The following is a 24637-nucleotide window of genomic DNA, read 5'->3' on the forward strand; positions in this document are numbered from 1 at the left end:
ATCAGAAGTTCATACGCATGCCGAACTGGAAGCGCCTGCCGAATTGCCGCTGCTCGACCGACTGCAGGCTGACGGACTGATCGTCGATCTCGAAGACGCGCAGGTCGTCGGTGTTCAGCAGGTTGAAGATCTCGAAGAAGGCGCCGGCCGACATCTTGCCCAGGACCAGCTGCTTCTCGGTGCGCACGTCGATCGTGTAGGCCGCCGGGTTCCGGTGGGCGTTGCGGTCCTCCTCGAAGAACAGTCCCGAGTTGACCTGGTGCGCTCCGTAAACCCGGCGCGTCTGCGGGAAATCGACGTTGTCCGCGGAAGTGAACCGGTTCACCTGGGAGTAGGGGAGTCCCGAGGACCAGGTCACCCCGCCGCCCAGCCGCCAGTCCCCGGGCAGGAAGGCGGTGGCGAAGAACTTCGCCACATGGGTCTGATCGAAGTTCAAGTATCCGTTGCGCAGCTCCGTCAGCGCCGGATCGTCCCCGCTCTCCGCGTTGAAGCCTTCGGCCTGGCCCGTGGCCCGCGAATAGACGTAGCTGGCGTCCATCTGCCACTTGCGGCTGAGCCGGCGGACGAGATGCAGCTGGTAGCCGGTGTAGTCCTGGGTGTTGAGGTTCCCAAGCCGGAAGATCTGGTTGAAATTGTAGTTGTTGATGTAGAGATCGGGATGCCCGTCGGGCACCCGCTCGTCCGGTCCGTTGCCCGCCTCCCCGCCGTTGCCCTGGGGTGGTCGGACCAGGTTGAGCCCGAACTCGTCGCAGTATCCTGAAGGGGTCAGGTTGCCGCAGGCGAAGAACTCCGACGGCCGGCGCGTGGAGTGGTTCACGTCGACGTCTTGCAGCTGGTCGCGGAACTTGCGCCGGATGTAAGTGAACGACACCGTCACCTCCGGGGCAATCTCGCGCTCGTAACCGAGGGTCAGCTCGTCGCTGTAGGGGGTGCGCAGTCCACGGTCCACCTGGTTCGCCGAGGGGGGCGCCTGCGAGATGACGCGGCCCACCTGGTTGTCGGGAAAGCCGAACGGGTTGATGCCGTCGGAGTCGTAGCCGTAGTAAGGAGTGAGGAAATCGGGTCCTTCCTCTCCGATGACCGTCTGCAGGAAGAGCCGGTCGTAGAAGCGTCCCCAGCTGACGGTGGCTTTGCTCTTGCCGTCGGCGGCAGGGTCCCAGGACAGGCTCAGGCGCGGGGACAGGTTGTTGTTCGTTAGAGTGAGATCCTCCGGCTGACGGGGCCGGCCGGCGCGCAGCAGCCCAGGGTCGGCGATCCCCTGGCCACCGAGCTGCGTGCTCAGGATGTCGCTCACGAAGTTGTGGCGCGTCAATCGGCCGGCCGCCGCGACGCTCAGATGGGAGTTGAGGACCGGGACGCGCAGCGGGTCGGCCGGCGTGGTCACGATCGAGCCGTACAGTGGGTCGGCATCGAGGCTGCGGGTCAGCATGCCGTCGGCGTTGAGGTCCCCGCTGCTCTCGATTCCGGTGAGATTCGCGAGCGTGTCGAACTCCCGCCTCTGGCCGGCCGGATCGAAGAACTCATAGCCGTGCGAGGAGACCGCTTCACGGTCGAAGCGGATACCCACGTTCAGGGTGAGATTGGAAAGAGGCTTGAAAGTGTCGTTGAGATAGATCCCGAAGTTCTCGCTGCTGGCCGAGTTGGCGGCCTCCTGCCGGGTGGGGAGGAAGGCATTGATGGTCCCGCCGATCTGGCCCGTGGTCGGGTTGAGGGCGCCCAGCCGGACCTGCCAGATCGGCCGCGCGCTGAACTCGGCGTCATAGCCTTCCCGCTCCACCGCGAAGCCGGCCCGCAGCTCGTGCGTCCCTCCGAGATCGCTCAGGAAGTAAGACAGGTCTTCCTTCCAGCTGTCCCGCGTGCGCGAATCGGAATAGGTGCGGAAATACGGCCCGCTGGTGCGGTTGGTGTTGGTATTGATGGTGTAGCGCCCGTCCCCGGATGCCGGCGCGGTGAACTCGCCCCGCTCGGGGATGCCGTTCCCGTTGGCGTCCATCCAATTGGGAAAAGGAGTGTCGTCGAGAATGTGGTTGGCGTTGTGGTCTTCCGTGTCGAACCGGCCGTTGCCGGCGGTGGACCTCCCGGACGAATCGGGCATCATGCCGTCGTGGCACAGCGCGGGATTGCTGCACTGAATGCCGATATCTTCCTCGGGATCGAGGATGCCGTCCTCGTCGAGATCGGCCTCGAAGTCGAGCTTGCCGTTGCAGTTGAAGTCTTCGCGGTTCTGCCCCTCGCAGCCGAAGACGCCGGTCAGCCGGCCGTCCCGGTCGCGGTCCTCGGCGCAGGTCCTGGCCCCGGTGATCTCATCCACGGTGCAGCCGTCCAGCGTGCCGTTGTGGTTGGCGTCCTCGAAGACATCCCATCTCCCGTCGTCGTCCCAGTCGGACCCGGGATCCCCTTCCTTGAGATTCACGAAGCCGTTCTGGTTCCCGCCGAGATCGGGACGGTCGTCCACCGTGAGGATGCCGTTGCCGTTGGTGTCGGGATCGATGGTGGGGATCTGGCGGAAAGTCTGATCGAAGCGCGCCAGCGTCGTTTCCAGCGAGACCGTGGGTGAGAAGACCGCCGAGTCCTGCAGCGTGAGGGTCGGGCCGCCGCGCTGGAAGGAGAACCCCGATTCCAGCGCGACGTTCGAGGCGACCCCCTGGTGGTTGACGTCCTGGCCGTCGTACAGGCCCGTCAGCGAGAGCTTGTTGGTCGCGGTGACCTGCCAGGTCAGCTTGGCGGTGACACGCGTATCGGTGAGGCGCTGGACGTAGGCCTGCGTGCCGGCGTTGATCGGCGTCTCCTCCTGGATGAACTCCGGGGCGAAGTAGTACCAGGCGCGGTCGTGCACGATGGGCCCCGACACCGACAGGAAGGGATAGAGATTGGTGAACTTGGTGTCGCTCAACGAGTCGGTCTGTCCGAGGCCGCCGCGGATCTCGGCCGGGTCGATGCCGGCGCCGTCGCCGTCCAGGAGGTAGGAGCGCATCGTGAAAGTGAAGGTGCCGCGGAACTCGTTGCCTCCCGATTTCGTCACGATGCTGATGAATCCCGCCTGCGCGCGGCTGAACTGGGCTCCGGCCCCGGCGCTGATGATCTCGATCTCCCCGATCGACTCGGCGTTGAGGTTCTGGCCGAAGTGGCCGTCGAACGGATCGGTGGTGCTGGCTCCGTCCACCAGGGTCATGACGTCGGTGTCCCGTCCCCCGTTGATGTTCGGGTTGCCGGTCCCGTTGCTGTCCTGGACCCCGGGGGCCGCCGTCAGGATGTCCTGGTAGTCGGTGCCCAACAAGGGCAGGTTGTCGATGAATTCCGCGCTCAGCTTCGTCACGGTCGCGGGCTTGTCAATCTCGACGGCCGGCGTCGTGTCGATGACCTTGACGATCTCGGTGATGGCCTGAAGCAGCGTGACGTTCTGGCGGATGGTCTTTCCAGCCGGGATCTCGAGGGTGAACTGGAGGACCTGAGAACCGGGCATCCGGACGCCCAGCAGATACCCCTTGCCGGCGGGGATTCCAGAAATGCGGAATTCTCCCTGGGCGCCGGTGACGAAGCCGACTTGCTTGAAGCCGAGCTGCGGATTTTCCAGGGTAATCGTCACTCCGGGCAGGACCTCCCCGTTCTTGTCGACCACGGTGCCGACGAGGGTGCCTAACGTGGATTGAGCGTGAAGCACGGCGGGAGAGACGAACAGCAGGATGGCCAGCAGAATGCACGAACGGCGCGCGCGGGCTCCAGGCATCGGAACCTCCTCATGGCCCCGAAGGGCGGAGCGGATGGGAGGGACAGGAGAGGTCCGCCCCCCGGCGGATCACCCCGGTCGTTCGATCTGGACTCGGTGTTGGATGGGAGCCGTCCCACGGCTGCGGCCGCGGCCGCGGGATGACGACGATGGAGGACTTCCCCCCGGAAGTCTTCGACAAGCTACTCCCGTTCGGGAGAATGTCAATTCAGGGAATTGTCTCGGTGCGGAGCGAGCGCAGCAACCGGCGCGGCATGCGGGAGCGGATCCGGAGAAAAGCGTACGAAAGACGACCAGCGCCGGTGCCGCGCCCGCTCTCAGCCGCGCCGATCGGTGCCGACACGGTCCTCCAGGTTACGGACGCCGTGCTGGCCGGCGCAGTGGGCGCAGCAGAAGAAGGCGTTCGCCGTCTCCATGCCGTGGCCCACGATGCGGCAGCCGCAATGGGCGCAGGTCGGGGCGAGCGCGTGGATGGCGCATTCGAAGCTGTCGAAGACGTGCCGCTCGGCTCCCTTGTGGATCTCGAAGCACTTGTCATAGTCGTTCCCGCACACTTCGCAGGTGCCGTGCATCGCCTGGCTGGAATTCATGGCAATCCCTCGTTCCGGGAGATGGGGTTCCTCAGAAGCTCGAGCGCGACACGCGCCGCGCGGCTTCCCGCCTCAGGGCCGGCCTGCCACAAAAGGGGACGGTCGGCGCCCTTGCCTGCGAGTCTAAACCCGGGGGCGGCATCGAGAAAGAAACGGGCGGAAAAGGGGAGGGATTACTCGTAACGCAGCGCTTCAATCGGATCCAGCAGGGAGGCTTTGCGCGCCGGGTACAATCCGAAGGCGATTCCCACCAGCGAGCTGAAGCCGACTGAAATCAGGATGATGTCGGGCCGCACCAGCATCGGCCAGTCGAACTGGGTGGCGAGGCGGTTGGCGACGAAGAGGCCCAGCCCGACGCCGAACAGTCCCCCGGCGGTCGACAGGGCCAGCGCCTCCGCCAGAAACTGCGCCAGGATGTCCTTGGGCTTCGCGCCGACCGCCATACGAAGCCCGATCTCGCGCGTCCGCTCCGTGACGCTGACCAGCATGATGTTCATGATGCCGATGCCGCCCACCAGCAGCGACACGGCGGCGATGCTCGACAGCAGCAGCGTCAGCGTGCGCGTCCCTTCCTGCTGGGCGCTGGCGATTTCGGTCAGGTTGCGGATGGAGAAATCGTCATCGGTCCCGGGCTGAATCCGGTGGCGGTCGCGCAGCAGCGCCGTCACCTCGCTCTCGGCGCGGGCGGTCTCGCCCGGGGAGACGGCGCCCACGAAGATCGCCCCGTTGATGAACTTCTGCAGCCCTCCCTGGATCTTGGTCTGGAAGGTGGAGGCCGGGACGAGCACGGCGTCGTCGTAGTCCTGACCCTGGGGCGACTGCCCCTTGCGCTGCATGACGCCGACCACCTGGAACGGGATGTTGCGGATGCGGACGATCTGTCCGACGGCGTCGTTGCCCGGCCCGAAAAGGCGGTCCGAGACCGTCTGTCCGAGGACCGCCACCTTGGTCGCGCCATCCACGTCGGAAGAGGTGAACGCGGCCCCGCGCTGCATCCCCCAGGAGCGGATGTCGAAGTACTCGGGGGTCGTCCCGGTGATCGTGGTGGTCCAGTTCTGATCCTCGCTGAGGACCTGCGAGACGGAGCGCAGCGAGGGGACGGCGAGCCGCACGCTCGGCACCTCCGTCTGGATGGCGCGCAGATCGTCCCAGGTGAGCGTCGGCATCGATCCGAAGCCGCCGCGCGCCCCTCCCGAGGTGGTCGTCCCCGACATGACGATCAGCATGCTCGTCCCCATGGCGGCGAACGACTGCTCGACGCGCGCCTTGGCCCCCTCGCCGATCGCCACCATGGCGATCACCGCCGCCACGCCGATGATCACCCCCAGGGTGGTGAGGAAAGAGCGCATCCGGTTGCGCAGCAGCGCCTTCCAGGCGACGCGCAGGATTGAAAACGGGCTCATGCAACGTCTCCCTCTTCCGGCGCCTCCTCGGGGCGCGCCACCATCGGCGTCTGTCGCCGGTCGGAGCGCACCTGCCCGTCGCGCATCACCACGACGCGCGAGGCGTAGGAGGCGATGTCCGATTCGTGGGTCACCAGGACGATGGTGATGCCGTCGCGCCCCAGCTCCTGCATCAGCGCCATGACCTCGACGCCGGTCTTGGAATCGAGGTTGCCGGTCGGCTCGTCCGCCAGGATCACCTTGGGACGCGTGACCAGGGCGCGCGCGATGGCGACGCGCTGCTGCTGGCCGCCGGAGAGCTGGCCGGGGGAGTGGTCGAGCCGCCCGGCGAGGCCGACTCGCCCCAGGGCTTCCTCGGCGCGGCGGGCGCGCTCGCGGGTGCCGACGCCGGCGTACAGCAGGGGCAGCTCGACGTTCTCCAGCGCGCTGGTGCGCGGCAGGAGATTGAAGCTCTGGAAGACGAAGCCCAAGGTGGCGTTGCGCACCTCCGCCAGCTCCTCGCGGGTGAGCCTCGAGACTTCACGTCCTTCCAGGAGGTAGCGGCCCGAAGTGGGGCGATCGAGACAGCCGACGGTGTTCATGAGCGTCGTCTTGCCGGAGCCCGAGGCCCCCATGATCGCGACGAATTCCCCCTGCTCGATGGAGAGATTGACGCCGCGCAGCGCGGGCACCTCGACGTCCCCCATGCGGTAGACGCGGGTGACGTCCTCCAGGAGGATGAGCGGCGTCGCGGACGCCATGTCAGAAGATCCTGCGGAACGAGCCGGGACCGCCCCCTCCGGCGCCCGCGGGATTGGAGGAGCCTCCGGAGGCGCCGATGATCACGCGATCGCCTTCGCGCAGCTCTCCTTCCACCACCTCGGTGAGGCTGCCGTCACTGACGCCGGCCCGGATCGACACGGGCGTGGGCTTGTCGCCGCGCATCACCCAGACACTCTTGCGGTCGGGAGTCTCCCCGCCTGCGCCGCCCGGGCCTCCTGCTCCTCCGGCCCCGCCGCCACGCCACGCGCCTCGTCCGCCGGAGCGGCCTCCTCCGCCGCGCGCAGCGCCGCCAGCGGCCTCACCGCCTGAGGCGCCACCGGCTGCGGCAGCGCCACCCCCCTTTCCACCGCCCAGCATCTCGGGCGGCGGCCGGAAACGCAGCGCCGCGTTGGGGACGCGCAGCACTCCCTCGCGCTCGGCGACCAGGAACGTGACGTTGGCCGTCATCCCCGGCTTGAGCTTCAGGTCGGGATTGTCGACGTCGAGCACGGCGTCATAGGTGACCACGTTCTGCACCGTCTGCGGGGCGTTGCGAATCTGGCGGACCCTCCCCTTGAAGCGCTCGCTCGGGAAGGCGTCGACGAAGAAAGAGGCCTCCATGCCCGCTTGCAGCTTGCCGACGTCGGCCTCGGCCACGCTGGTGTCGACCTGCATCTTGCGCAGATCCTCGGCGATGGTGAACAGCGTCGGGGCCGACAGCGAGGCGGCCACCGTCTGGCCGACGTCGACGCTGCGCGAGATGACGGTGCCGTCGGTGGGGGAGACGATGGTGGTGTAGGCCAGGTTGATCTGCGCCTGGTGCAGGGAGGCGCGCGCCTGCTCGACCTCGCTCCTGGACGCGACCACCGAGGCGTTGGCGGAATCGGCGGTGGCCCGCGCCGTCTCCAGATCCGACTCGGAGATCAGCTTCTGGATCTCACTCGTCTTGGCGCGCTCGTACTTCAGCCGCGCGTCCTCCGCGAGTGCCTGGCTGCGGGCCAGGTTCGCCTCCGCCGCGCTCAGGTTGGCCGAGCTCTGGCGCACCGCCGCTTCGAACAGCTGCGGATCGAGCCGGGCGATCACCTCACCTTTCTTGACGGTGGAGTTGAAATCCGCGAAGAGCGCCTGGATGCGGCCGGAGACCTGGCTGCCGACCTGCACCTGCACGAGCGGCGACAGCGTGCCGGTGGCCGTGACCCGGGCGGCGATCCGCCCGCGGTCGACCGCTCCGGTGTCGAATTTCAGGTCGCTCTTCTTCTCGGAGCGGCCGAACCCCAAAACGGCGAGGACCAGGATGGCTGCCGCCAAGGCGAGAAGCCAGAAAGCTCGGCGTGAGCGCTTTCGGTTCGGCTCCGGCATCGATCTGTCTCCCGGCTCAGGGGCCGTGCTCGAGCGGCGCGGGGGTGGCCACCCCGGTGGCGGCCACGGCGTCGGCGTAAGACCTCTCGAACGCTTCGCGGCGCGTGCCCATCCAGGCGTCGAAGAGGTGGTAGGCGGCGGGGACGGCGAACAGCGTCAACAGGGTAGACACCAGCACTCCGCCGATCACCGCCAGGGCCATCGGCTGGCGCAGCTCGGCGCCCGGACCGAGCGAGATGGCGGCGGGCAGGGCGCCGGCGATGGTGGCGAGCGAGGTCATCACGATCGGCCGCAGGCGCACCGGGCAGGCCTCCAGCAGCGCCTCCTCCCGGCTGCGGCCGGCGCGCCGCAGCTGGTTGGTGTAGTCCACCAGGATGATCGAGTTCTTCTTGACGAGTCCCATCAGCAGGATGATGCCGATCATCGAGTAGATGTTCAAGGACTTGCCGGTCAGGAACAGCGCCAATACCGCGCCGGTGAACGAGAAGGGGAGCGCCATCAGGACGGTGATCGGATGGATGAAGGAGTTGAACTGCGAAGCGAGGACCATATAGGAGACGATGACTCCGAGGATCAGGGCGAAGATCAGGCTCTGGATCGACTCCTGGAAGGTCTGGGCGCTGCCGGAGAGGACCACCTCGTAGCCTTCGGGCAGGACCCCTTTGGCGATCTTCTGGACCTGCTGCAGCGCTTCGGCCTGCGACTCGCCGGCGGCCACGTTGGCGAAGATGCCGATGGCGCGCGCCTTGTTCTTGCGCGTGATCGACAGGAGCGAGGGTTTCACCTGCACCTCGACCAGGTCGGTGAGGCGCACCAGCTGGCCATTTCTGGCGCGCACGAAGAGGGGGGCGATGTCCTCGGGGCGCAGCCGCTGATCGGCCAGCAGCCGCACCCGCACGTCGTAGCGCTTCCCCTTGTCCTTGAACTTGACGGCGCGCACGCCGCCGATGAGGGCGTTGAGGGTGTCGCCGATCTCCTGCATGGACACCCCCAGGTCGGCCGCCAGCTTGCGGTTCGGCATGATCTGCACCTCGGGCATGCCGAGCTGGTAGTCGGTGTCGACGTCCACGAACAGGGGCGAGGCCTTCATGCCGCTCATGATCTTGGCGGCGCTGTCGGCGAGGACGCCCCAGTCGCCGCCACGCACCGTGAACTCGACGGGGAAGCCGCGCTGGGCGGTGAAACCCGCCTGCGAAAGGTCCTGGATGGTCACGCGCAGCGACGGAATGGTGTTGAGCGTCTTGCGCATGTCGGCCATGAACTGGGCCTGGGTCACCGTGCGCTCGCTGCGTGGCTTGAGGGTGACGAACAGGATGGCGTTGTTGACCTCGCCGCTGCTGCCGCCCCCGCTGCTCCCCACCGCCACGAAGTAGCGCTCGACTTCCGGCCGCGTCACGACCCACTGCTCGCACTTCTTGACCATCTCGTCGGTGTAGTCGATGGACGAGCCGACCGGAGTCTGGATGCGCGCCAGGACACGCCCGATGTCCTGCGACGGGACGAACTCGCGGTTGACTCCAAAGAGCAGCAGCAGCGATAAGGCGAACACGGCCAGGGTGCCGCCGAGGACCAGGAAGCGGTGGCGCAGCGTGGGGCCCAGGACGCGGCCATAGAGCCTGGCCAGCGCGGCAAAGGCGGCTTCCGCCGCCTGGCCGATGCGGGTGGTGCGCTCGCCCACCGACAGGAACTGCGAGCAGCGCGACGGGGTCAGCGTAATCGCCTCCAGCAGCGAGAAAGCGACCGCCACCGACACGGTCACGCCGAACTGGAAGAAGAACCGGCCGATGATCCCCTTCATGAACGCGACGGGCAGGAAGATGGCGATGATCGCCGCGGTGGCGGCCATCGCCGCGAAAGTGATCTCGCGCGCCCCGTCGATGGATGCCTTCAGCCTGGAGGCGCCGTGCTCGGCGTGGCGGTAGATGTTCTCCAGGACCATGATGGCGTCGTCCACGACGATGCCGACGGCCAGCGACAGCCCCAGCAGCGTGAAGGTGTTGAGGGTGAAGCCGCAGAAGTACATGACGGCGAAGGTGCCGATGATGGAGGTCGGAATCGACAGCAGGACGTTGAACGTCGACGAGAAGGACCCCAGGAACAGCCAGCAGACCATCCCGGTCAGCAGGACCGACAGGATCAAGGTGAACTCGATCTCGTGAATCGCCTCCTCCACCGGCTTGGTGCCGTCGAAGACGATGTCGAGGCTCAGGTCGGAGGGAAGGCGCTTGCGGATGTCCGCCATCTTCGCCTTGACCGCCTGGCCGACCTCCACGGCGTTGGAGCCGCGCTGCTTGACGACCCCCATCCCCTGGGCCGTCACCCCCATCGTCCGGCTGATGCGGCGCTTGTCCTCCAGCCCGTCCTGCACCACCGCCACGTCGTTCAGAAGAATCTGCGACCCGTTGTGCTCCGCGACCACGATGCCGCCGAACTCCTCCACCGTCGGCGCCTCGCCCTCGGCACGCACGTTCATCTCGCGCTCCGCCGATTCGATCCGGCCGGCGGGAATCTCCACGTGCTGGCGGCGCAGCGCGTCCAGGACGTCGCTGACCGACAATCCGTAGGCTTCCAGGCGGCGCGCGTCGAGCCAGACACGCACACTGCGCTCGCGATAGCCGCCCAGGAAGATGTTGCCGACCCCGGGCACCGTCTGGAAGTCGTCCTTGAGCTTGTTCTTGACCAGATCCGCCAGCTCCTGCGGCGGCCGGTTCCCGGATAGGGCCACCCACATGATCGGCTGGTCCTCGGGGTTCACCTTGGTCACGATCGGCGGGTCGATCTCGCGCGGCAGGTTGCGCTGCGCCTGGGCGATCTTGCTCTGCACGTCCTGCAGCGCCGCGTCGATGTCGCGCCCCAGCTCGAACTCGATGGTGATGTTGGTCGTCCCCTGGCGGCTGTTGGAGGAGACCTCGCGGATCCCCTCCACCGTGCTGACCGCCTCCTCGATCACGTCGGCGATGTCGCTCTCCATGATCTCGGGGGCCGCGCCTTCCATGCTGACGCTCACGTTGACCACCGGGAAGTCGACGTCGGGCATCTGGCTGACGCCCAGCCTTGCGAAGGAGATGCCGCCGAAGATGATGAGGGCGGCCATCAACATCCAGGCGAAGACAGGATTGCGGATCGAGAGGTCGGAAAGAGTCATGGCGTCTTCTCGGGAGCGGTCGGCTTGACGACGGAATCCTCGGTGAGAATGCTGGCGCCCCGGGTGATGACCCTGTCCCCGAGGCTCAGTCCCTCCAGGACCTCCACGTCGCCTTCCTTGGTGAACAGCCCCAGCTTGAGCAGGCGCCGCTCGACGCGGTCGTCGCCCTTCAGGACGTAGCCGACGAAGCCGCGGTCGGTGGGGAGGACGGCGGTCTGCGGGACCACCACCGACGCCTTGCGGTCCTCCAGGTGGATGGCGACATCGGCGAAGGAGCCGGGGCGCAGCTCGCCCGTCTCATTCTCCGCCCAGGCGAGGCACTGGACCATGCGCGTGCCCGGATCGGCCGTCTGCCCGAGGTGGTAGAGCTTCGCCGGGAACTCGCGTCCCGGCAATCCGCGGATCTTGAAGGACACCTTCGAGTCGGGAGTCAGGCGCTGCGCCTCCGATTCGGAGACCCGGAAGGAGAGCTTCAGCTTGCGCGCGTCCACCATCGTCGCCACGGGTGTGCCCGCGGTCAGGTATTGCCCCGTGTCCGCCAGCTTGTCGTCGATGTAGCCGGCCGTCTCGGCGCGCACCTCCGAGTCGCGCGCGTCTTTGCGCGCCAGGTCCCACTGCGCCTTGGCGGAGGCCACGGCGGCCTGGGCTCGGTCGAGCTGAGCCTGGAAGTTCGACAGCTCCTCGGCGGTCACCCATCCGGCATCCTTCTCGCGCAAGGCGTGCCGCTTGTCGAGCGCCGCCTGCGCCTCGCGCGCCTGGGCCTCGGCCTGCTGGTACTCCGCCTCGGCGCGCTGCGCCGCCAGCCGGTAGTGCTCCGGATCGATGCGGGCCAGGACCTTCTGGGGCGTGACCTTCTCGCCTTCCTGGAAATTCAAGCTCTCGATGACGCCGGCGACGCGGGCGGGAATGCGCACGATCTCGCGCGCTTCGAGCGAGCCGACCGCCGACAGCGAGTAGTCGACGTCGCGGCGCTGCACCGTCTGCACCTCGACCGGAACGGGCGGCGGCGCGAAGCCGGAGCCGCCGGCCTGCGCCGCCGGCTTGCCGGCCGGAGAGGCGGCGGCGGTGGCCGCCTTGTCCCGGGCGCAGCCGGCCGCCGTCAGCAGAACAAGCGCCGCGACAGAGCCGCGCAGCAGGCGATCGAGGGCTCGGTTCATGGTTCCCCTTTCTGGGAGGAGTCGGGAGCCGGCCCGATCCAGGGATCGGGCTGCGCCCCTTCGGGGACGAGCCCCTGGACCAGCTTCAGGAGGACGTAGTCGAGGCGGACCTGGTATTTCTGGTGCTCCTGGTTGAGGCGCGCCGAGAGGAGCTGGTTGCCGCCGGTCACCACCTCCAGATTGGTGGCCAGGCCGCGGCGATACTCTTCATTCACCAGGTTGTTGTTCTCCTCCGCCGCCGTGACGCTGGCCTGCAGCGTCCCAAGCGTCGCCAGGTCGGATTGCAGCGTGAGGTAGGCGTTCTGGACGTCGAGCTCCACCTGCCGCAGCAGCTCGTCGCGCTGCAGGCTCGCCTGGCGCATCTGCGACTTGGCGGTGAGGACATTGGCGCGAATCCGCCCGCCGTCGAACAGGGGAACCGTGAAGAAGATCTGGGCGGACCAGTCGGTCTCCTCCGCGAAGGTGGAGTAGTTCTTGCGGCTGAGGTAGTAGTTTCCCTCGAAGTCGATGGCGGGGAAGAACTCGCCGCGGGCGGTCGAGACCTGGTACTCGGCGGCCTCCACCGCCTTGTCGGCGGCGCGCAGGTCGCTGCGGTTGGCGCGGGCGACCGCCATCATGGCGCCGAGCATTTCCTCCTGGCCTGCCGTCCCGGGGGGAGGCACGGGGACATCGGGGAGGAAGAGATCGTCCTCCAGGGGAAGCTCGACCGGCGCCGTGGTCCAGAAGGCGAGCTGGAAGCGTGTTCCCTGCAGCTGGTTCGTGGCGCGGATCAGGTTCGACTCGTCCTGCTCCAGCTCCGATTTCACCAGCAGCACCTCGGTGCGCCGGGCCAGCCCTGCCTCGTGGCGCGCCTCCACCTCGCGCAGGCGCTCGCGCTCCAGCTCGACGGTGTCCTGCAAGGCGCGCATCTGCCCCTGCACCTGCAGCGCGCCGTAGAAGGACTCGGCGACGGCCCCGTAGATCAGACGCCGCGCCTCCTCCACCCGGTAGCGGTTCGACTCGAGGTTGCTCTCGGAATACTTCAGGAAGCTGCGGTCGCGCAGGCCGTGGAAGATCGGCTGGGTGAGGGTCACACGCGTCTCGTTGCGCCATTCCGCCACCGAGAAGACGTTGCCGGCATCCGTGATGTTCACGGGATTCTGGCGGTAGTAATCGTCGTTGAGCGTGAGGTCAGGGAGGACCTCGGCGATGGCGCTCTTGCGCAGCAGGCGCGCCTGGTCGAGATCCTCGCGCACCCGTTCGACCCGCTCGTTATAGGCGGCGGCGAGGACAAACGAGTCCATCAGGGTCAAAGAGCCGCGCTCGCGCGCCTTGGCCAGGGCCGGTGAGGACTGCGCCCCCGAGGGCACCGGCGGCGCGGCGGCCGCGAGCAAGGTGAGCGCCAGGATGCCGGCGGCGCAGATCAAGATCGCCTCCCCGGTGCGCCGGTGCCTTGCAGGAATACGCGCACCACCGCCCGGGCCAGCGGATCGATGGGCGTGCGCATGATGACCTCGTCGTTGAAGAACCGGCGCTGCATCATCGAAGAGAGAATCATCCCGTTGAAGAGCCGGGCTGCGAGGGCGGGGTTGAGCCCATCGCGGATGCCCAGCCTACGATAGCGATCCTTCAGGCGCCGCGCTATCCGGGTCAGGAGCCGGCCGGCGCGCGCATGGTGGAACTGGAGCGCCAGCTCGTGGCCGTCCAGCGCGCTGCGGATCATCAGACGGCAGAAGGCGTCGTCGGCATCGACCCGGCGCATGATATGGGTGGCAATCTTGAGGAAGAACTCCTCGTCCTCCAGGCGATCGAGCGTCTCGTCGAGGGGCAGGGCGCTCTCGGCCTCACGGATTTTCGACTCCAGGATGGCCCGGTACAGCGCCTGCTTGTTGGGGAAGTGCTTGAAGAGCAGCGCCTCGCTCACCCCCGCGGCGCGCGCCAGCTGGCGGGTGGTGGTGCCGTCGAACCCCTCCCGCGCGAACAATCCGAGGGCCGACTGGACGATGGCCTGGGATCGCGCTTCGCCCGCCAGCCTGCGACCCGACATCCCGCCTCCGAACAAGTGAGTAAGTGCTGACTATCCTATTCACCCAGGGGGTGGAGGTCAAGCGCAAAGAAACGGAGATGGCGGCGGTCGGGTCAAAGATCGGCGGAGCGGGGGGCGGTGTCGCCGCCTTTCCAGGCCGTCTGGAGCTGGCGGGAGACCCAGGCCGCGTCAGCCTCCTTGTGTTGTGCCTTCAGACTTTCCAGCAGACCCGACAGGGTTCGGGGATTGCGCGGATGGTCCTCGAGATCCTCGCGGAAAACCTTCTCCGCCTCCTGGGCTCTGCCGGCACGCAGCAGCTCGCCGCCGAGCGATTCGCGCACCGGGTAGAACCAGGGGGGAGGCTCGTCATAGGTCAGCTTGTCCTGGGCCTCCACCGCCGCGGTCCAGGCCTCGATGGCCGCGTCGTGGTCCGTGCGCGCCCCGGCGATGCGCGCATCCAGAGCGTGGCGCGCCACTTCGAGAACCATCTTTGCCGTGGTAATCAGCGTGCCGCTGTAGGGAGTGTCGTCCGCGACCTGCTCCGCCAGCTTCTCGAAATCTTTGCGCTCCGCTTCGGCGCGATGCAGCTTCCCGGTGGCGGCGAAGGCCGACCCCCGGGCGTAATGCCACAGCGCGCGCGTCGTCAGCGCCTTCTCGGAAGGCTCCTTGGCCGCCAGCACGGCGTCCCAGCGGCTGAAGCGCAGATCCACCAGGAAGGAGGTGGGGAGCATGAACTCGAGCTCCTTGATTTCCTTGTAGCCCGGCGTTGTGATTGCCTGCAGGTCGGTCGCGGCTTTCTTTGCCACGTCGTAGCGCCCTTCCATGGCCGCCGAGTAGGCGAGGAAATGCAGATTGTGGGCGCTGTACATGTAGCGATACATCCCTGTGGTCCCGGTCAGGCGGGTATAGGCTTCGTCCGATTTGGCCGCGTCGGCGTTGCTCTGGGAGGCGGCGGAATAATCGCCCGTCCGGGCATAGATATGCGCCGGCATGTGGACCAGATGTCCGGCGCCCGGGACCAGGTTCTGCAGCCGCTGCGCCGAGGGGAGCGCCCTCTCCGGCTGGTTCGAGGCCTCTACGGCGTGAATGTAGTAGTGGTTCGCCCCGACATGGTCGGGCTGCCGCCGCAGGACCGACTCCAGGACTGACACGATATTCTCCGTGCCGGGGGCCGGCTTGCCTTCCTGGTCGTAGAGCCTCCAGGGGCGGAGATCCATCAAGGCTTCAGCATAGAGCGTCGCGGCGTCGAGATCGTCGGGGTACTGCTTGCTCAGATCGCCCATGGCCTTGGCGAAGGCTTCGTCCAGCTTGGCACGGTCGGTCCCCGCCCCTGCCGAGTAGCGCCTGGTGAGCGCTTCGACATAGGCGCGCTCGTTGTCGGGCGCCTTCCCGGCCAGCGCCATCGCCTTCTCGGTCGTCGCCACCGCCTTCTTGTTGGCTTCTTCGTCCATCCCCATGTTGATGTTCGGCCCCAGGGCGTAGGCGATCCCCCACAGCGGCATCACCGCGTTGTGGTCGAGCGCCGCCGCCTTCTCGAAAGAGCGGATCGCCTCGACATGGTTGAAGCCGTAGATCAGGGTGAGGCCCTGGTCGAAGTAGCGCTGCGCGTCGCGGCTCGTGGTGGCGATCGGGTGGTGCAGCGATCCCATGCCCGGCAGGAACGAGGTGTTCTTGTCCGGGGCCGGCTTGCGCGGCGCGGTTTTTCCTGGAGCGGGCTTGGCCGGGGCGGAAGCAGGCGGGTGCTGGTGGGTCTCCGGAGCGGCGTCAATCAATGAGAGGGTGAGCGGGAGCGACAACAGAAGCGCGAAACGTCGCATGATAATCCCCTGGGAGCCGCCCTAGAAGGGCGGTCCGTCGTGGTTCGTCAGCAATGCGGTGGTCTTGTGCCCGATGTCCTGGCGCAGGACCAGGCGGGAGGGCGCCTTGAGGGACGAGAGGAAGCGGTCCATCTCGCTGCTCTCCACCAGGAGGAAGACGCGCCGCTCCTGGGAGAGATAAGCCTCGACTTCGTCGGGCGAATGCAGCACCGGCATCAGCCTTCCGGTATAAAAGATGTAGGCGGCGTCCCAGCGCCAGAGGCCATAGGAGCGGATCTCCTCCTCCGGCGGGACCACGGCCAGGACCTGGCGCGAGAAGGGGGCGGGCGATTTGAAGCGGTCCGCCAGCGGAAACAGGAACAATCCCGCGTAGAGGTAGACCGCGGACATCGTCAGCCCCACCGCGACCGCCGCTTCCGGCAGCCGGTGGGCGCGCAGCGCACGCCACAGCATGATGCCGCCGGTCAGGACGATCGCTCCCGCCGGGACCAGCCAGATCGCTTCGCGACCGTAGCTCCCGGAGCGCAGCCCATAAAGCATGCCGCCGAAGCAGGCGAGCGTCATGATTCCCAGGCAGATTCCCAGGAAGCCCAGCCCGTATCGCGCCCACTTCTTCATCCACCCCGCGGCCCGGTCGGCGAAGACATCGTCCCAGAACTTTCCCATCACCAGGGCCGCGGCCGGATATAGCGGCAGCAGGTAGACGCCCCGCTTGGATCCCACCGAGGAGAATGCCACGAGAACGACTCCGAGCCAAAGCCTGATGAAAAGCCTGCCGCGGCGCTCCATCTCATTGCGAACGGGGACGAACAAGGCGGCCGCCAGGAAGATCGACCAGGGGAACAGATCGGAGAGCAGGCGGGGCCCGTAATACCAGAAAGGCTGCCGGTGGTTGAAGGGATCGGTGGCGCGCTCGAAATTGTGGCGGATGAAGAAATCCTCCAGCACCTCCCGATGTCCGGTCAGCGCCAGAGAGGCGAACCAGGGAACGGCGAACAGCAGGAAGAGCGCCCCCATCCAGACCATCTCGCGCCGGAAGAGCCAGCGGAGCTCTCCGGCCAGGAGCAGGTACAGACCCATGATTGCGGCGGGGAGCACCAGTCCGACCGGTCCTTTCGTGAGAAAGGCCAGTCCCATGCAGGCCCCCGAGGCGGCCCACAGCAGCGGGCGACGCGGGCTGGCCGTCTCCTTTCCCTCGAAGAAAGCGTACAGCGCGGCGAGCATCAGGAAGGAGAGGAGCTGATCCATCTGGATGTACTGCGAGTGCCACCAGAACATGATCGTGGTGGCCAGGCATGCGCCGGCGAGGAAGCCGGCGCGGATCCCGAAGATCCTGCGCCCGAGGCGGTAGACCAGCAGCACCGACAGGACCCCGGACACCAGCGAGGGTATCCGCAACCCCGCTTCCGACATTCCTCCGGTGAACAGGCACCCGGCCAGCATCGTCCAGAAATAGAAGATCGGCTTGTCGGAGTAAATGACGCCGTTGACGTAGGGGAGGAAGTAGCTGCCGCGCAGCATCATCTCACGCGCCCCTTCGGCATAGACCGGCTCGTTCGGGTTCCACAAGGAGCGCATGCCGATGCCCGCGCCGAACAGGAGCAGGCTTCCGATGAAAAGAAAAAGGATGCGGGATCGCTCCCGTGAAGGGGCGAAGTGGTCGGCGCGGGGGGTCGCGGCGGATGAAGGCATGGTCAAAGGCGATTGATCTTAGGGAGGGCGAATGCTACTGTCAACGACCCCGATGGTCGTCCTTCACCTTATCAGCCGCTATCGCTGGACCGGCAGCGCCGAGCCCGCCGTGACGCTGTGCGCCACGCTGGCCAAAGCGGGCGTCGACGCGCGCTTGTGCTGCATTCCGGGGGAAAGCCTGGAGCGCGAAGCCGCCGCTCGCGGCGTGTCCAACTTCCCGTACGCCCGGCTGGATCGGAACTACACTCCCTGGGGAATCCTCTCCACGGCCCGCGGCCTGGCGCGCGCCGTGGAGCGCGAGTCGATCGACCTGATCCATGCGCACACCCAGCACGATCACTGGCTGGCGGCGCTGGCGCTGTCGTACTTCGCACGGCGTTCCTGCAAGCTGGTCCGCAGCCACCACGAGATACGTCACATCCGCGCCGGCCGGGTCTGGCGGCGGATCTTCAACCGAGACACGGCCATGAACCTCACGCCGTCCCGCGCCGCGCGCGAGCACTTCATCGCCAGCGGCGCGATGCTTCCCGACAAGGTGCGCACCATCTATGGCGGTCTCGATCTGTCCCGCTTCCGCGTCTCGGGGGCCACATCCGCCGTGCGCCAGGCCTGGGGAGTGCCGCCCGAGGCGCCGCTCATCGCCCACCTGTCGCACGTCGGGCCGGATCGCCGGCAATCCGAGATGCTGGAAGCCTTCGCGCTGCTCTCCGACGAGCTGCCGCAGGCCCGCCTGGTCTTCCTGGGGCAGGGGAACAAGAGCACCGTCGGGGAGCTGAAGGAGGTCGTCGTCCGGCGCGGCCTCGAGGCGCGCGTCGGTTTCAGCAAGGACCATGCTTCTCTCCATCTCCCATGGCCCGATCAGGTGGCGGCCGCCGATCGGGTGGTGGTGCTGGCGGTGGGCTCGGAAGGATCGAGCCGCGGCGTCATGGAGGCGATGGCGATGGGCAGGATGGTGATCGGGGCGCGTGTCGGGGTGCTGCCCGAGCTGATCGAGGAGGGCCGGACGGGGATGCTGGTGGAGCCCGAGCCGCTGTCGATCGCCGGCGCGCTGCGCGCGTCTTTCGCCGATGCGGCCGGCGCCGCCGCCATGGGGAGCGCCGCGGCGGCGGTGATCAGGACCCGTTTCCGCTGTGAGCGCCAGGCGGAGGAAGTCCAAGCGCTGTACCGGGAGCTCCTGGGACGGGAGACTCCCGCGGCTCGGACGGCCGGTTCGAGATGAGGACGTCGCGGCGTCGCCCGGCCCCGCCGCGCGCCAGGACGTGCGCCGGCCCCTTCAACGCAGACTCCAGGCTGTCGTAATCCTCCGACGGCAGGACGCAGAACACCCTCTCCGGACGACCCAGGAAATCGCGCAGGGCCGGAACATCCGCCAGCCTCGGCATCGGCCGGCCCGTATAGAAGATGTAGCCGCAGCGGAAGCGATACAGGCCGTAGGTCATCAGCGGAGCGCCGATGGGGACCTGGCGCAGAATCTCCTGCGCGAAAGGGCGGGGCGAGTTGATCGGGTTGGTTGCGGGCAGCAATCCAACCACCGCCACCAGCCAGACGGCGAACAGGCTCGCGAGCAGCGCCGCGAAAGCCCCCGAGAAACTGCCGCGGCGCAGGCGTCCCAGCCCGGCGGCGGCGCCGGCCACCGCGAGCAGGGCGGCGATTCCCGCCGGGGCGAGCAGCGACGGGGCGCGGCGCCAGGCCAGAAGGGGGGCGCCGATCCCGGCCAGCGCCAGCGCGCCCAGGGCCAGAGCGATCCCGGCAAAAGCACACCGCCGCGCCGCCTTGCCGGCCGTGCCGCGTGCCATGGCATCGATGAGCGAGCCGCACAGCAGCGCGATGGGAGGCAGTGCCGGGAGCATGTAGACCGGACGCTTGCTGGCGGAAAGGGAGAAGAAGACCAGCGGCACCAGGATCCAGATCCAGCAGCGCCGGTGCAGCCGCCGCCGCGCCGGATCGGCGGGCGACAGGAAAGCGGCCGCCGGCAGCAGGAGGGTCCCGGGCAGCAGGTCCACCGGGAAGTGGGCCAGGAAATACCACCAGGGCTGCTCGTGGTCGAAGCCGGCCACGAAGCGATCCATGTTGTGGCGGAACAGGAAGGTCTCCAGGATCTCCCAGCCGCCGCGGCGCGCCAGCGCGAGGTAGTAGAGGAGCACCGGCACCATTCCCAGCGCCGCGGCGGCCGCCATCCTTCCGGAGCCTTCGAAGAGGCGGCGCTCGGCGATTGCGGTCCCGGCCAGGACCAGGGCCGGAAGCGCCAGGCCGATCGGCCCTTTGTCGAGCACTCCGACGGACAGACCGGCGGCCGCCAGCAGGATCCAGCGCCCGCGCGGCTCCTCCCCGTCCTTCAGGCGGAAAAGCGCCAGGATCGAGAGGGTGACTCCCAGGCAGAGAAGCATATCGTGCTGCACGTAGCGCGCCTGCTCGACGAAGAAGTTGCTCACGGCCAGCGTGGCCGCGGCGAAGGCCGCCCCGCGGCTTCCCAGCTCCCGGCGCGTCATGAAATAGAGAGCCAGCACGGCGAGCGTCGCGGCGCAGGCGGAAGGGAGGCGCGCGCCGATTTCGTTGACCTCTCCAAAAGGGGCAGAGGCCAGGGCGATCGCCCAGAAGAGCAGCGGCGGCTTGTCGGGATAGGGCTCGCGGTTGACCGTCGGGAAGATCCAGTCGCGCCGCTCCACCATCTCGCGGGCCGCCTGGGCCGAGGTCGGCTCGTTGGGCTCCTTCAGATCGGTGCCCCCGAGATGGGTGAAATAGAGGGCGGCGCACAATCCGAGCAGGAGGACCGGGTGCAGGCGCGCCGGCAGTCCCTTCATCGGCGCGGGCGTGGCGCGAGATCGGCTGTTCGCGGAGTCACCGCGTGATTATGGGCGAAAGCGCGCGGGGTTCTCAAGCTTTCACGCGGGAAACGCGCCGGAGGGAATCTCGTCTCGAAACGGATCCGAATCCGTCTTGAAGTGTTGAATATGGAGCGTTGCATCCCGTAGCATAGCGCCCCATGATCGAGCTGTACCACGTCAACAAGGACTACGGACGTGCGCACCACGCCCTGGTGGACGTCAGCCTGGCGGTCGAGAAGGGGGAGTTCGTCTTTCTCACCGGGTCCAGCGGCGCCGGCAAGACGACGCTGCTGCGCCTGCTGTTCCGCGAGGAAATCGCCACCTCGGGGAAAATCCTGGTCGACGGCATCAATGTGTCCACGCTGCCGGCGTCCAAGGTTCCAGGCCTGCGGCGTCGGCTGGGGATCGTCTTCCAGGACTTCAAGCTTCTTCCCAGGCGCACCGTGTTCGAGAACGTCGCCCTGGTGATGGAGATCACCGGTGCGTCGCGCAAGGTGCAGCGCTCGCGGACCTACGCCGTCCTCGAGATGCTGGGGCTGAACCACAAGGTGCGCGCGCACCCGCTGGAGCTGTCGGGCGGCGAGCAGCAGCGCGTCGCCATCGCCCGCGCCCTGGTGAGCGAGCCCGTGCTGCTCCTGGCGGACGAGCCCACCGGCAATCTGGACCCCGATCTCTCCTGGGAGATCATGACGCTGTTCAAATCGATCAACATCCGCGGCACCACGGTCCTGGTCGCCACGCACGATCGCGATCTGATCGCGCGCATGGGCAAGCGCGTCATCGCTCTGGACGCCGGCCGGCTGGCAAGCGCCTGATGCTGCGGCATATCCTGAGCGAGAGCCTGCTCAACCTGTGGCGCAACCGCTTCATGAACCTGGTGGCCGCCTTCGCCATCGCGGTGTCGCTGCTGGTGCTGGGGCTGTTTCTTCTGCTGGCGCACAATCTCGCGCGCGTCGTTGAGGCGGCCGGGAGCCAGGTGACCGTCAGCGTCTATTTGCGCGCCGACGCCGGCGAGGCGCAGCGCGACGCGCTGGTCGAGCGGCTGCGCGGCCGGCCGGAAGTGGCCGCGGTGGAGTACCTGTCGCCCGAGGCGGCCCTGGACAAGTTCCGGCGCCTCTTTCCGGCGATGCGCGAGGTGGCCGGATCCTTGGAGGAGAACCCGCTCCCCGCCTCGCTGGAGGTGGCGATCGCCGAGGGCCATCGCCATCCGGAGGCGCTGCAGGCCTTCGCGGCGGAGATGAAAGCGCAGCCCGGCGTCGAGGACGCCGCCTACGACCTCCCCTGGGTCACGAAGCTGCGCGACCTGGTCCGGATGGTGCGCGCCGCCGGCATCTCCCTGGGGGGGATCGTGGGCCTGGCGGCGGTGCTGACGATCGCCAGCGTGATCCGCATGAGCATCTACGCCCGCCAGCAGGAGATCGAGATCCTGCGTCTGGTGGGTGCGACGCGCGCCTACATCGCGGCCCCGTTCCTGCTGGAGTCCTCTTTCCTGGGGTTCCTGGGAGGGGGGATCTCGCTGGCGCTTCTCTACGGGCTGCACCGCCGGCTCGCGGGCGGCTGGGGCCAGCCGGTGCCGCTGCTGCGCGACCTGATGAGCGGATCGTTTCTCCCCGGCTCGTCCTGGGCGCTCCTGCTGGGGCTGGGACTGGTGGCGGGGGCGGTGGGCGGCCTGCTCTCCCTGAGACGAATCTCCCTTTGAGCCCTCAGCCGAGCAGGCGGCGGTAAGTCGGCTCGTCGAATCCCACCAAAAGCGTGCGACCGACCCGAAGCGTCGGGGCCCGCAGGTTGCCGGTCGGTCCGAGGATCAGGCTCTGAAGCGTCGCATCGTCCGGCGTCTCGCGCTTCAGATCGATGCGCACCACCCGCTTGCCGCGCGCGACCACGATCTCGTCGGCCTCGCGCGCCAGCCGCAAGGCTTCTTGCGGACCAATCACTTCCTGCTTCGCGTTCGTCGTCTGCAGCGATTCGATCTTGCGCTTCGCAAGAAACTCCTGCGCCTTGCTGCAGCTCATTCAGCCGGGGCGATGGTACCGCCAGCTCACCTGAGCCATGAGGCCGTCTCCTCATGAGAATCGGGAACCCCTCGCGTCCGGCGCGGCGGGCTCGCAGGAGCCGCATCGGGTGGACGATAGCTGAGCACCACCACCTCCGGCACCGGACCGCGGCGCGCCGCGTTGGAGTTGATGCTGCGCCGCACTTTCACCGGCCGGATATCGAAGGCGCCGTAGAGCCGGCGGATGAGGGCGGTGTCGCTGTTGCTGAGCATGACGCGACAGCCGCGATCGGTCAGCACCCGGTAGACCTCGGCCAGCTCCTCCTGGTCGCGCTCACGGAAGGCGCCGTTCATGTAGCTGGTGAACGACGAGGTCGCGGAGAGCGGATCGTAGGGAGGATCGAAGTAGATGAAATCGTCGGGCCGGGCGTCGTCGAGCGTCTCGCGGAAATGCGCCCCTTTGAGCCGGACGCCGCACAGCGCCCGCGCGACGCGGCGCAGGTTCCCGGCGTCCAGGATCGGCGGATCGTCGTAGCGTCCCATCGGAACATTGAAGATGCCGGCCGCGTTGACGCGGTAGAGACCATTGAAGCAGGTCTTGTTGAGATAGATTAGGCGGGCAGCTCTCTCGGCCGGGGAGAGCGACTCCGGCGATCGCGCTCGGACGCGGTAGTAGTGCTCCCGGCCGTGCCGGCGCCGGTGCCGCTCCAGGAGCGCGATCACCCCTTCCACGTCTTTCTGGATGGAACGCCAGGCGAGGACCAGCTCCTCGTTGCCGTCCGACAGGAGAACGGTCCGCGGGGAGCAATTCGACTGCACCCTGAAGAAGACCGCGCCGCTGCCGAGAAAAGGCTCGAGGTAGCGATCGAAGCTCCCGGCCTCGGGAAACAGCGCCTCGAGGCGCGACAGCAGCTGTGTCTTGCCGCCGGCCCACTTCAGGAAGGGGCGCGGCGTCTCAAGGCTTCTTGCCGGCGGCATCCTTCACCAGGTCGCGATAGCGGGGATCGGAGCGCAGCACGTCGAGGTCGGTGTCGTTCAGGGAGAAGGCTTTCAGGGACGGGTTGAGAGGAAAGGCGCGTGTCAGATTCTCCAGCGCCTTGTCCGCGAGGCCCGCCAGCGAGTAGAAGCAGGCGAGATCGTAGTAGGCGTCGCCGCGGTCGGAGTCCTTGGCGGCGTCGTGCAGCCGCCGGCGCGTGGCGTCCTCCATGATCTTGACGGCTCGGTCGCGCTCGGAGCGCTCCAGGTAGAAGCGGGCGTCGGCATAGGCGTTGGTGGTGTGGTGCATCTCGAGCAGGCGCGCCAGCTCCTCGATCGGCCGCGGATGGTCGTCGACGCGCAGGTCGATGTAACGATCATTGAATCCCGCGTAGCCCCCCTTGGCTCGGACCACCAGGAGCGCCGCCGACTGCTGGCCGCGCGAGTCGCCGCCGGCGGTCTGCCCCGCGGCGAGCGCCTTCACCAGCCGGTCGGCCAGGGGAAGACCCGCCGTGTCTTCGAAAGTCGCGGCCATCGCGGCGACCACCTCCTTGCCGGTCAGGATGTTCCCCTGCGCCGCGTAGTTCTTGCCGGTCTTGCCTCCCGCCCAGGGATTGCACTTGTCGCCGGTGAAAGTGGCCGGCGTGCCGTGCGCATCGACGATCCCTGCCTGGCGCTGCGATGAGTTCGGGTCATCTTTGAGGAGCATCTGGAGGGCCTCGGGCGCCGGCTTGCCCGACTCGAGCAGCTCCAGACCCTTCGGACCGAAAGTGGTGTTGGCGAAAGACTGGGTGGCGACGGCGCCCACGCCCGCTTTGGCCCAGGGGACGACCGCGCCGACGGCGAAGAAGCGCGACTCCACCGCGATACCGAGATCGCCGGTGGCGGGATCGAAGCCGACGATGCTGAAGGTGGCCACCGGCTTGCTCTTTCGCGCCGGGAGCGCCGACATCAGAAGCGGCGTAATCAGCAGGAGGGCGAGCGAGAGACCCCAACGCGCGGGCATGAGTGTCCTCCGGAGCGTTTTTTCCGGCGACATTATAGGGCGTTCGCCCCTGACGCTGCGTGAAAAAGTCGTCGCGGAGTGTCGGGTATCGGAATCACATTGATAGGGAGCCGTCGAGCCCTCGGATTGCAAGGCGCCGCGGCCGTGGGTCGCTCCACCGGCGACGCGCCGCGAACTCATCTCGCGGCGCGAGCCAGGCACA

At 67.6% G+C, this 24637-nt stretch carries 18 protein-coding genes; 3 read left to right on the forward strand and 15 right to left on the reverse strand.

Going from position 1 to position 24637, the window contains the following annotated elements:
- Nucleotide 1: 1 nt before the first annotated feature.
- The 11 genes from VFW45_11505 to VFW45_11555 all read right to left on the reverse strand — a co-directional run bounded on the left by VFW45_11505 (nucleotide 2) and on the right by VFW45_11555 (nucleotide 17636).
- Nucleotides 2-3727 (reverse strand): TonB-dependent receptor, encoded by a 3726-nt coding sequence (locus tag VFW45_11505; protein HEU5181411.1) that lies wholly within the window; start codon nucleotides 3725-3727, stop codon nucleotides 2-4.
- A 317-nt stretch (nucleotides 3728-4044) separates the two neighbouring features.
- The gene (locus VFW45_11510) at nucleotides 4045-4299 is read right to left on the reverse strand and encodes a hypothetical protein (protein ID HEU5181412.1); all 255 of its coding nucleotides are present in this window, start codon (nucleotides 4297-4299) and stop codon (nucleotides 4045-4047) included.
- 191 nt (nucleotides 4300-4490) lie between these two features.
- Nucleotides 4491-5720, reverse strand: coding sequence for an ABC transporter permease (locus tag VFW45_11515; GenBank protein HEU5181413.1), 1230 nt, complete (start codon nucleotides 5718-5720; stop codon nucleotides 4491-4493).
- Nucleotides 5717-6460 carry an ABC transporter ATP-binding protein gene (locus VFW45_11520; GenBank protein HEU5181414.1) on the reverse strand — a complete coding sequence of 248 codons (744 nt, stop codon included), beginning with the start codon at nucleotides 6458-6460 and terminating at the stop codon, nucleotides 5717-5719. Before VFW45_11520 ends, VFW45_11515 begins: the two co-directional genes overlap by 4 nt.
- A gap of 1 nt (nucleotide 6461) precedes the next feature.
- Nucleotides 6462-7820, reverse strand: a complete 1359-nt coding sequence (locus tag VFW45_11525; protein HEU5181415.1) for an efflux RND transporter periplasmic adaptor subunit — start codon at nucleotides 7818-7820, stop codon at nucleotides 6462-6464.
- 16 nt (nucleotides 7821-7836) lie between these two features.
- Entirely contained in the window at nucleotides 7837-10965 is a 3129-nt protein-coding gene (locus tag VFW45_11530) for an efflux RND transporter permease subunit (protein HEU5181416.1), read from the reverse strand.
- Entirely contained in the window at nucleotides 10962-12122 is a 1161-nt protein-coding gene (locus tag VFW45_11535; GenBank protein HEU5181417.1) for an efflux RND transporter periplasmic adaptor subunit, read from the reverse strand. The genes VFW45_11530 and VFW45_11535 overlap by 4 nt, the downstream gene beginning before the upstream one ends.
- A complete protein-coding gene (locus tag VFW45_11540) occupies nucleotides 12119-13528 on the reverse strand; it encodes a TolC family protein (protein HEU5181418.1) in 1410 nt (469 codons plus the stop codon). Before VFW45_11540 ends, VFW45_11535 begins: the two co-directional genes overlap by 4 nt.
- Nucleotides 13525-14148, reverse strand: a complete 624-nt coding sequence (locus VFW45_11545; GenBank protein ID HEU5181419.1) for a helix-turn-helix domain-containing protein — start codon at nucleotides 14146-14148, stop codon at nucleotides 13525-13527. The genes VFW45_11540 and VFW45_11545 overlap by 4 nt, the downstream gene beginning before the upstream one ends.
- Before the next feature lie 92 nt (nucleotides 14149-14240).
- Nucleotides 14241-15944, reverse strand: coding sequence for a hypothetical protein (locus tag VFW45_11550; protein HEU5181420.1), 1704 nt, complete (start codon nucleotides 15942-15944; stop codon nucleotides 14241-14243).
- A gap of 21 nt (nucleotides 15945-15965) precedes the next feature.
- Entirely contained in the window at nucleotides 15966-17636 is a 1671-nt protein-coding gene (locus VFW45_11555; GenBank protein ID HEU5181421.1) for a glycosyltransferase family 39 protein, read from the reverse strand.
- Between the two features lie 31 nt (nucleotides 17637-17667).
- Between VFW45_11555 and VFW45_11560 the strand changes: the two genes are divergently transcribed.
- Entirely contained in the window at nucleotides 17668-18855 is a 1188-nt protein-coding gene (locus VFW45_11560) for a glycosyltransferase family 4 protein (protein ID HEU5181422.1), read from the forward strand.
- On the opposite strand, the gene VFW45_11565 is transcribed toward VFW45_11560, so the two are convergent.
- Nucleotides 18749-20437 (reverse strand): glycosyltransferase family 39 protein, encoded by a 1689-nt coding sequence (locus tag VFW45_11565; GenBank protein HEU5181423.1) that lies wholly within the window; start codon nucleotides 20435-20437, stop codon nucleotides 18749-18751. The two genes, VFW45_11560 and VFW45_11565, sit on opposite strands and share 107 nt — an antisense overlap.
- A 182-nt stretch (nucleotides 20438-20619) precedes the next feature.
- On the opposite strand from VFW45_11565, the gene ftsE reads away from it, so the two are divergent.
- On the forward strand, nucleotides 20620-21276 hold the full coding sequence (gene ftsE / locus VFW45_11570) for a cell division ATP-binding protein FtsE (protein ID HEU5181424.1): 657 nt from the start codon (nucleotides 20620-20622) through the stop codon (nucleotides 21274-21276).
- Nucleotides 21276-22160: a permease-like cell division protein FtsX gene (locus tag VFW45_11575; protein HEU5181425.1), complete on the forward strand. Its 885-nt coding sequence runs from the start codon at nucleotides 21276-21278 to the stop codon at nucleotides 22158-22160. The genes ftsE and VFW45_11575 overlap by 1 nt, the downstream gene beginning before the upstream one ends.
- Nucleotides 22161-22164: 4 nt before the next feature.
- Here VFW45_11575 and VFW45_11580 read toward each other — a convergent pair whose 3' ends face one another.
- The 3 genes from VFW45_11580 to VFW45_11590 are packed head-to-tail and all read right to left on the reverse strand — an operon-like array spanning nucleotide 22165 to nucleotide 24381.
- Nucleotides 22165-22473 (reverse strand): ArsC family (seleno)protein, encoded by a 309-nt coding sequence (locus VFW45_11580; protein HEU5181426.1) that lies wholly within the window; start codon nucleotides 22471-22473, stop codon nucleotides 22165-22167.
- Nucleotides 22474-22499: 26 nt separating this feature from the next.
- The gene (locus VFW45_11585; GenBank protein HEU5181427.1) at nucleotides 22500-23432 is read right to left on the reverse strand and encodes a DNA adenine methylase; all 933 of its coding nucleotides are present in this window, start codon (nucleotides 23430-23432) and stop codon (nucleotides 22500-22502) included.
- Nucleotides 23410-24381, reverse strand: a complete 972-nt coding sequence (locus VFW45_11590; GenBank protein HEU5181428.1) for a DUF1028 domain-containing protein — start codon at nucleotides 24379-24381, stop codon at nucleotides 23410-23412. Before VFW45_11590 ends, VFW45_11585 begins: the two co-directional genes overlap by 23 nt.
- Nucleotides 24382-24637: the final 256 nt, after the last annotated feature.

It is taken from the genome of Candidatus Polarisedimenticolia bacterium, assembly GCA_035764505.1.
In the GTDB taxonomy this organism is placed as follows: Bacteria; Acidobacteriota; Polarisedimenticolia; order Gp22-AA2; family AA152; genus AA152.

What these genes read in the sequence shown, in the direction of transcription:
- VFW45_11510 (HEU5181412.1), bottom strand. Translation starts at nt 4,299, where the DNA reads ATGCACGGCACCTGCGAAGTGTGCGGGAACGACTATGACAAGTGCTTC.
- VFW45_11560 (HEU5181422.1), top strand. Translation starts at nt 17,668, where the DNA reads ATGCTACTGTCAACGACCCCGATGGTCGTCCTTCACCTTATCAGCCGC.
- VFW45_11565 (HEU5181423.1), bottom strand. Translation starts at nt 20,437, where the DNA reads ATGAAGGGACTGCCGGCGCGCCTGCACCCGGTCCTCCTGCTCGGATTG.
- VFW45_11555 (HEU5181421.1), bottom strand. Translation starts at nt 17,636, where the DNA reads ATGCCTTCATCCGCCGCGACCCCCCGCGCCGACCACTTCGCCCCTTCA.
- VFW45_11585 (HEU5181427.1), bottom strand. Translation starts at nt 23,432, where the DNA reads ATGCCGCCGGCAAGAAGCCTTGAGACGCCGCGCCCCTTCCTGAAGTGG.
- VFW45_11580 (HEU5181426.1), bottom strand. Translation starts at nt 22,473, where the DNA reads ATGAGCTGCAGCAAGGCGCAGGAGTTTCTTGCGAAGCGCAAGATCGAA.
- VFW45_11505 (HEU5181411.1), bottom strand. Translation starts at nt 3,727, where the DNA reads ATGCCTGGAGCCCGCGCGCGCCGTTCGTGCATTCTGCTGGCCATCCTG.
- VFW45_11515 (HEU5181413.1), bottom strand. Translation starts at nt 5,720, where the DNA reads ATGAGCCCGTTTTCAATCCTGCGCGTCGCCTGGAAGGCGCTGCTGCGC.
- VFW45_11590 (HEU5181428.1), bottom strand. Translation starts at nt 24,381, where the DNA reads ATGTCGGCGCTCCCGGCGCGAAAGAGCAAGCCGGTGGCCACCTTCAGC.
- VFW45_11575 (HEU5181425.1), top strand. Translation starts at nt 21,276, where the DNA reads ATGCTGCGGCATATCCTGAGCGAGAGCCTGCTCAACCTGTGGCGCAAC.
- VFW45_11530 (HEU5181416.1), bottom strand. Translation starts at nt 10,965, where the DNA reads ATGACTCTTTCCGACCTCTCGATCCGCAATCCTGTCTTCGCCTGGATG.
- ftsE (HEU5181424.1), top strand. Translation starts at nt 20,620, where the DNA reads ATGATCGAGCTGTACCACGTCAACAAGGACTACGGACGTGCGCACCAC.
- VFW45_11525 (HEU5181415.1), bottom strand. Translation starts at nt 7,820, where the DNA reads ATGCCGGAGCCGAACCGAAAGCGCTCACGCCGAGCTTTCTGGCTTCTC.
- VFW45_11545 (HEU5181419.1), bottom strand. Translation starts at nt 14,148, where the DNA reads ATGTCGGGTCGCAGGCTGGCGGGCGAAGCGCGATCCCAGGCCATCGTC.
- VFW45_11550 (HEU5181420.1), bottom strand. Translation starts at nt 15,944, where the DNA reads ATGCGACGTTTCGCGCTTCTGTTGTCGCTCCCGCTCACCCTCTCATTG.
- VFW45_11520 (HEU5181414.1), bottom strand. Translation starts at nt 6,460, where the DNA reads ATGGCGTCCGCGACGCCGCTCATCCTCCTGGAGGACGTCACCCGCGTC.
- VFW45_11535 (HEU5181417.1), bottom strand. Translation starts at nt 12,122, where the DNA reads ATGAACCGAGCCCTCGATCGCCTGCTGCGCGGCTCTGTCGCGGCGCTT.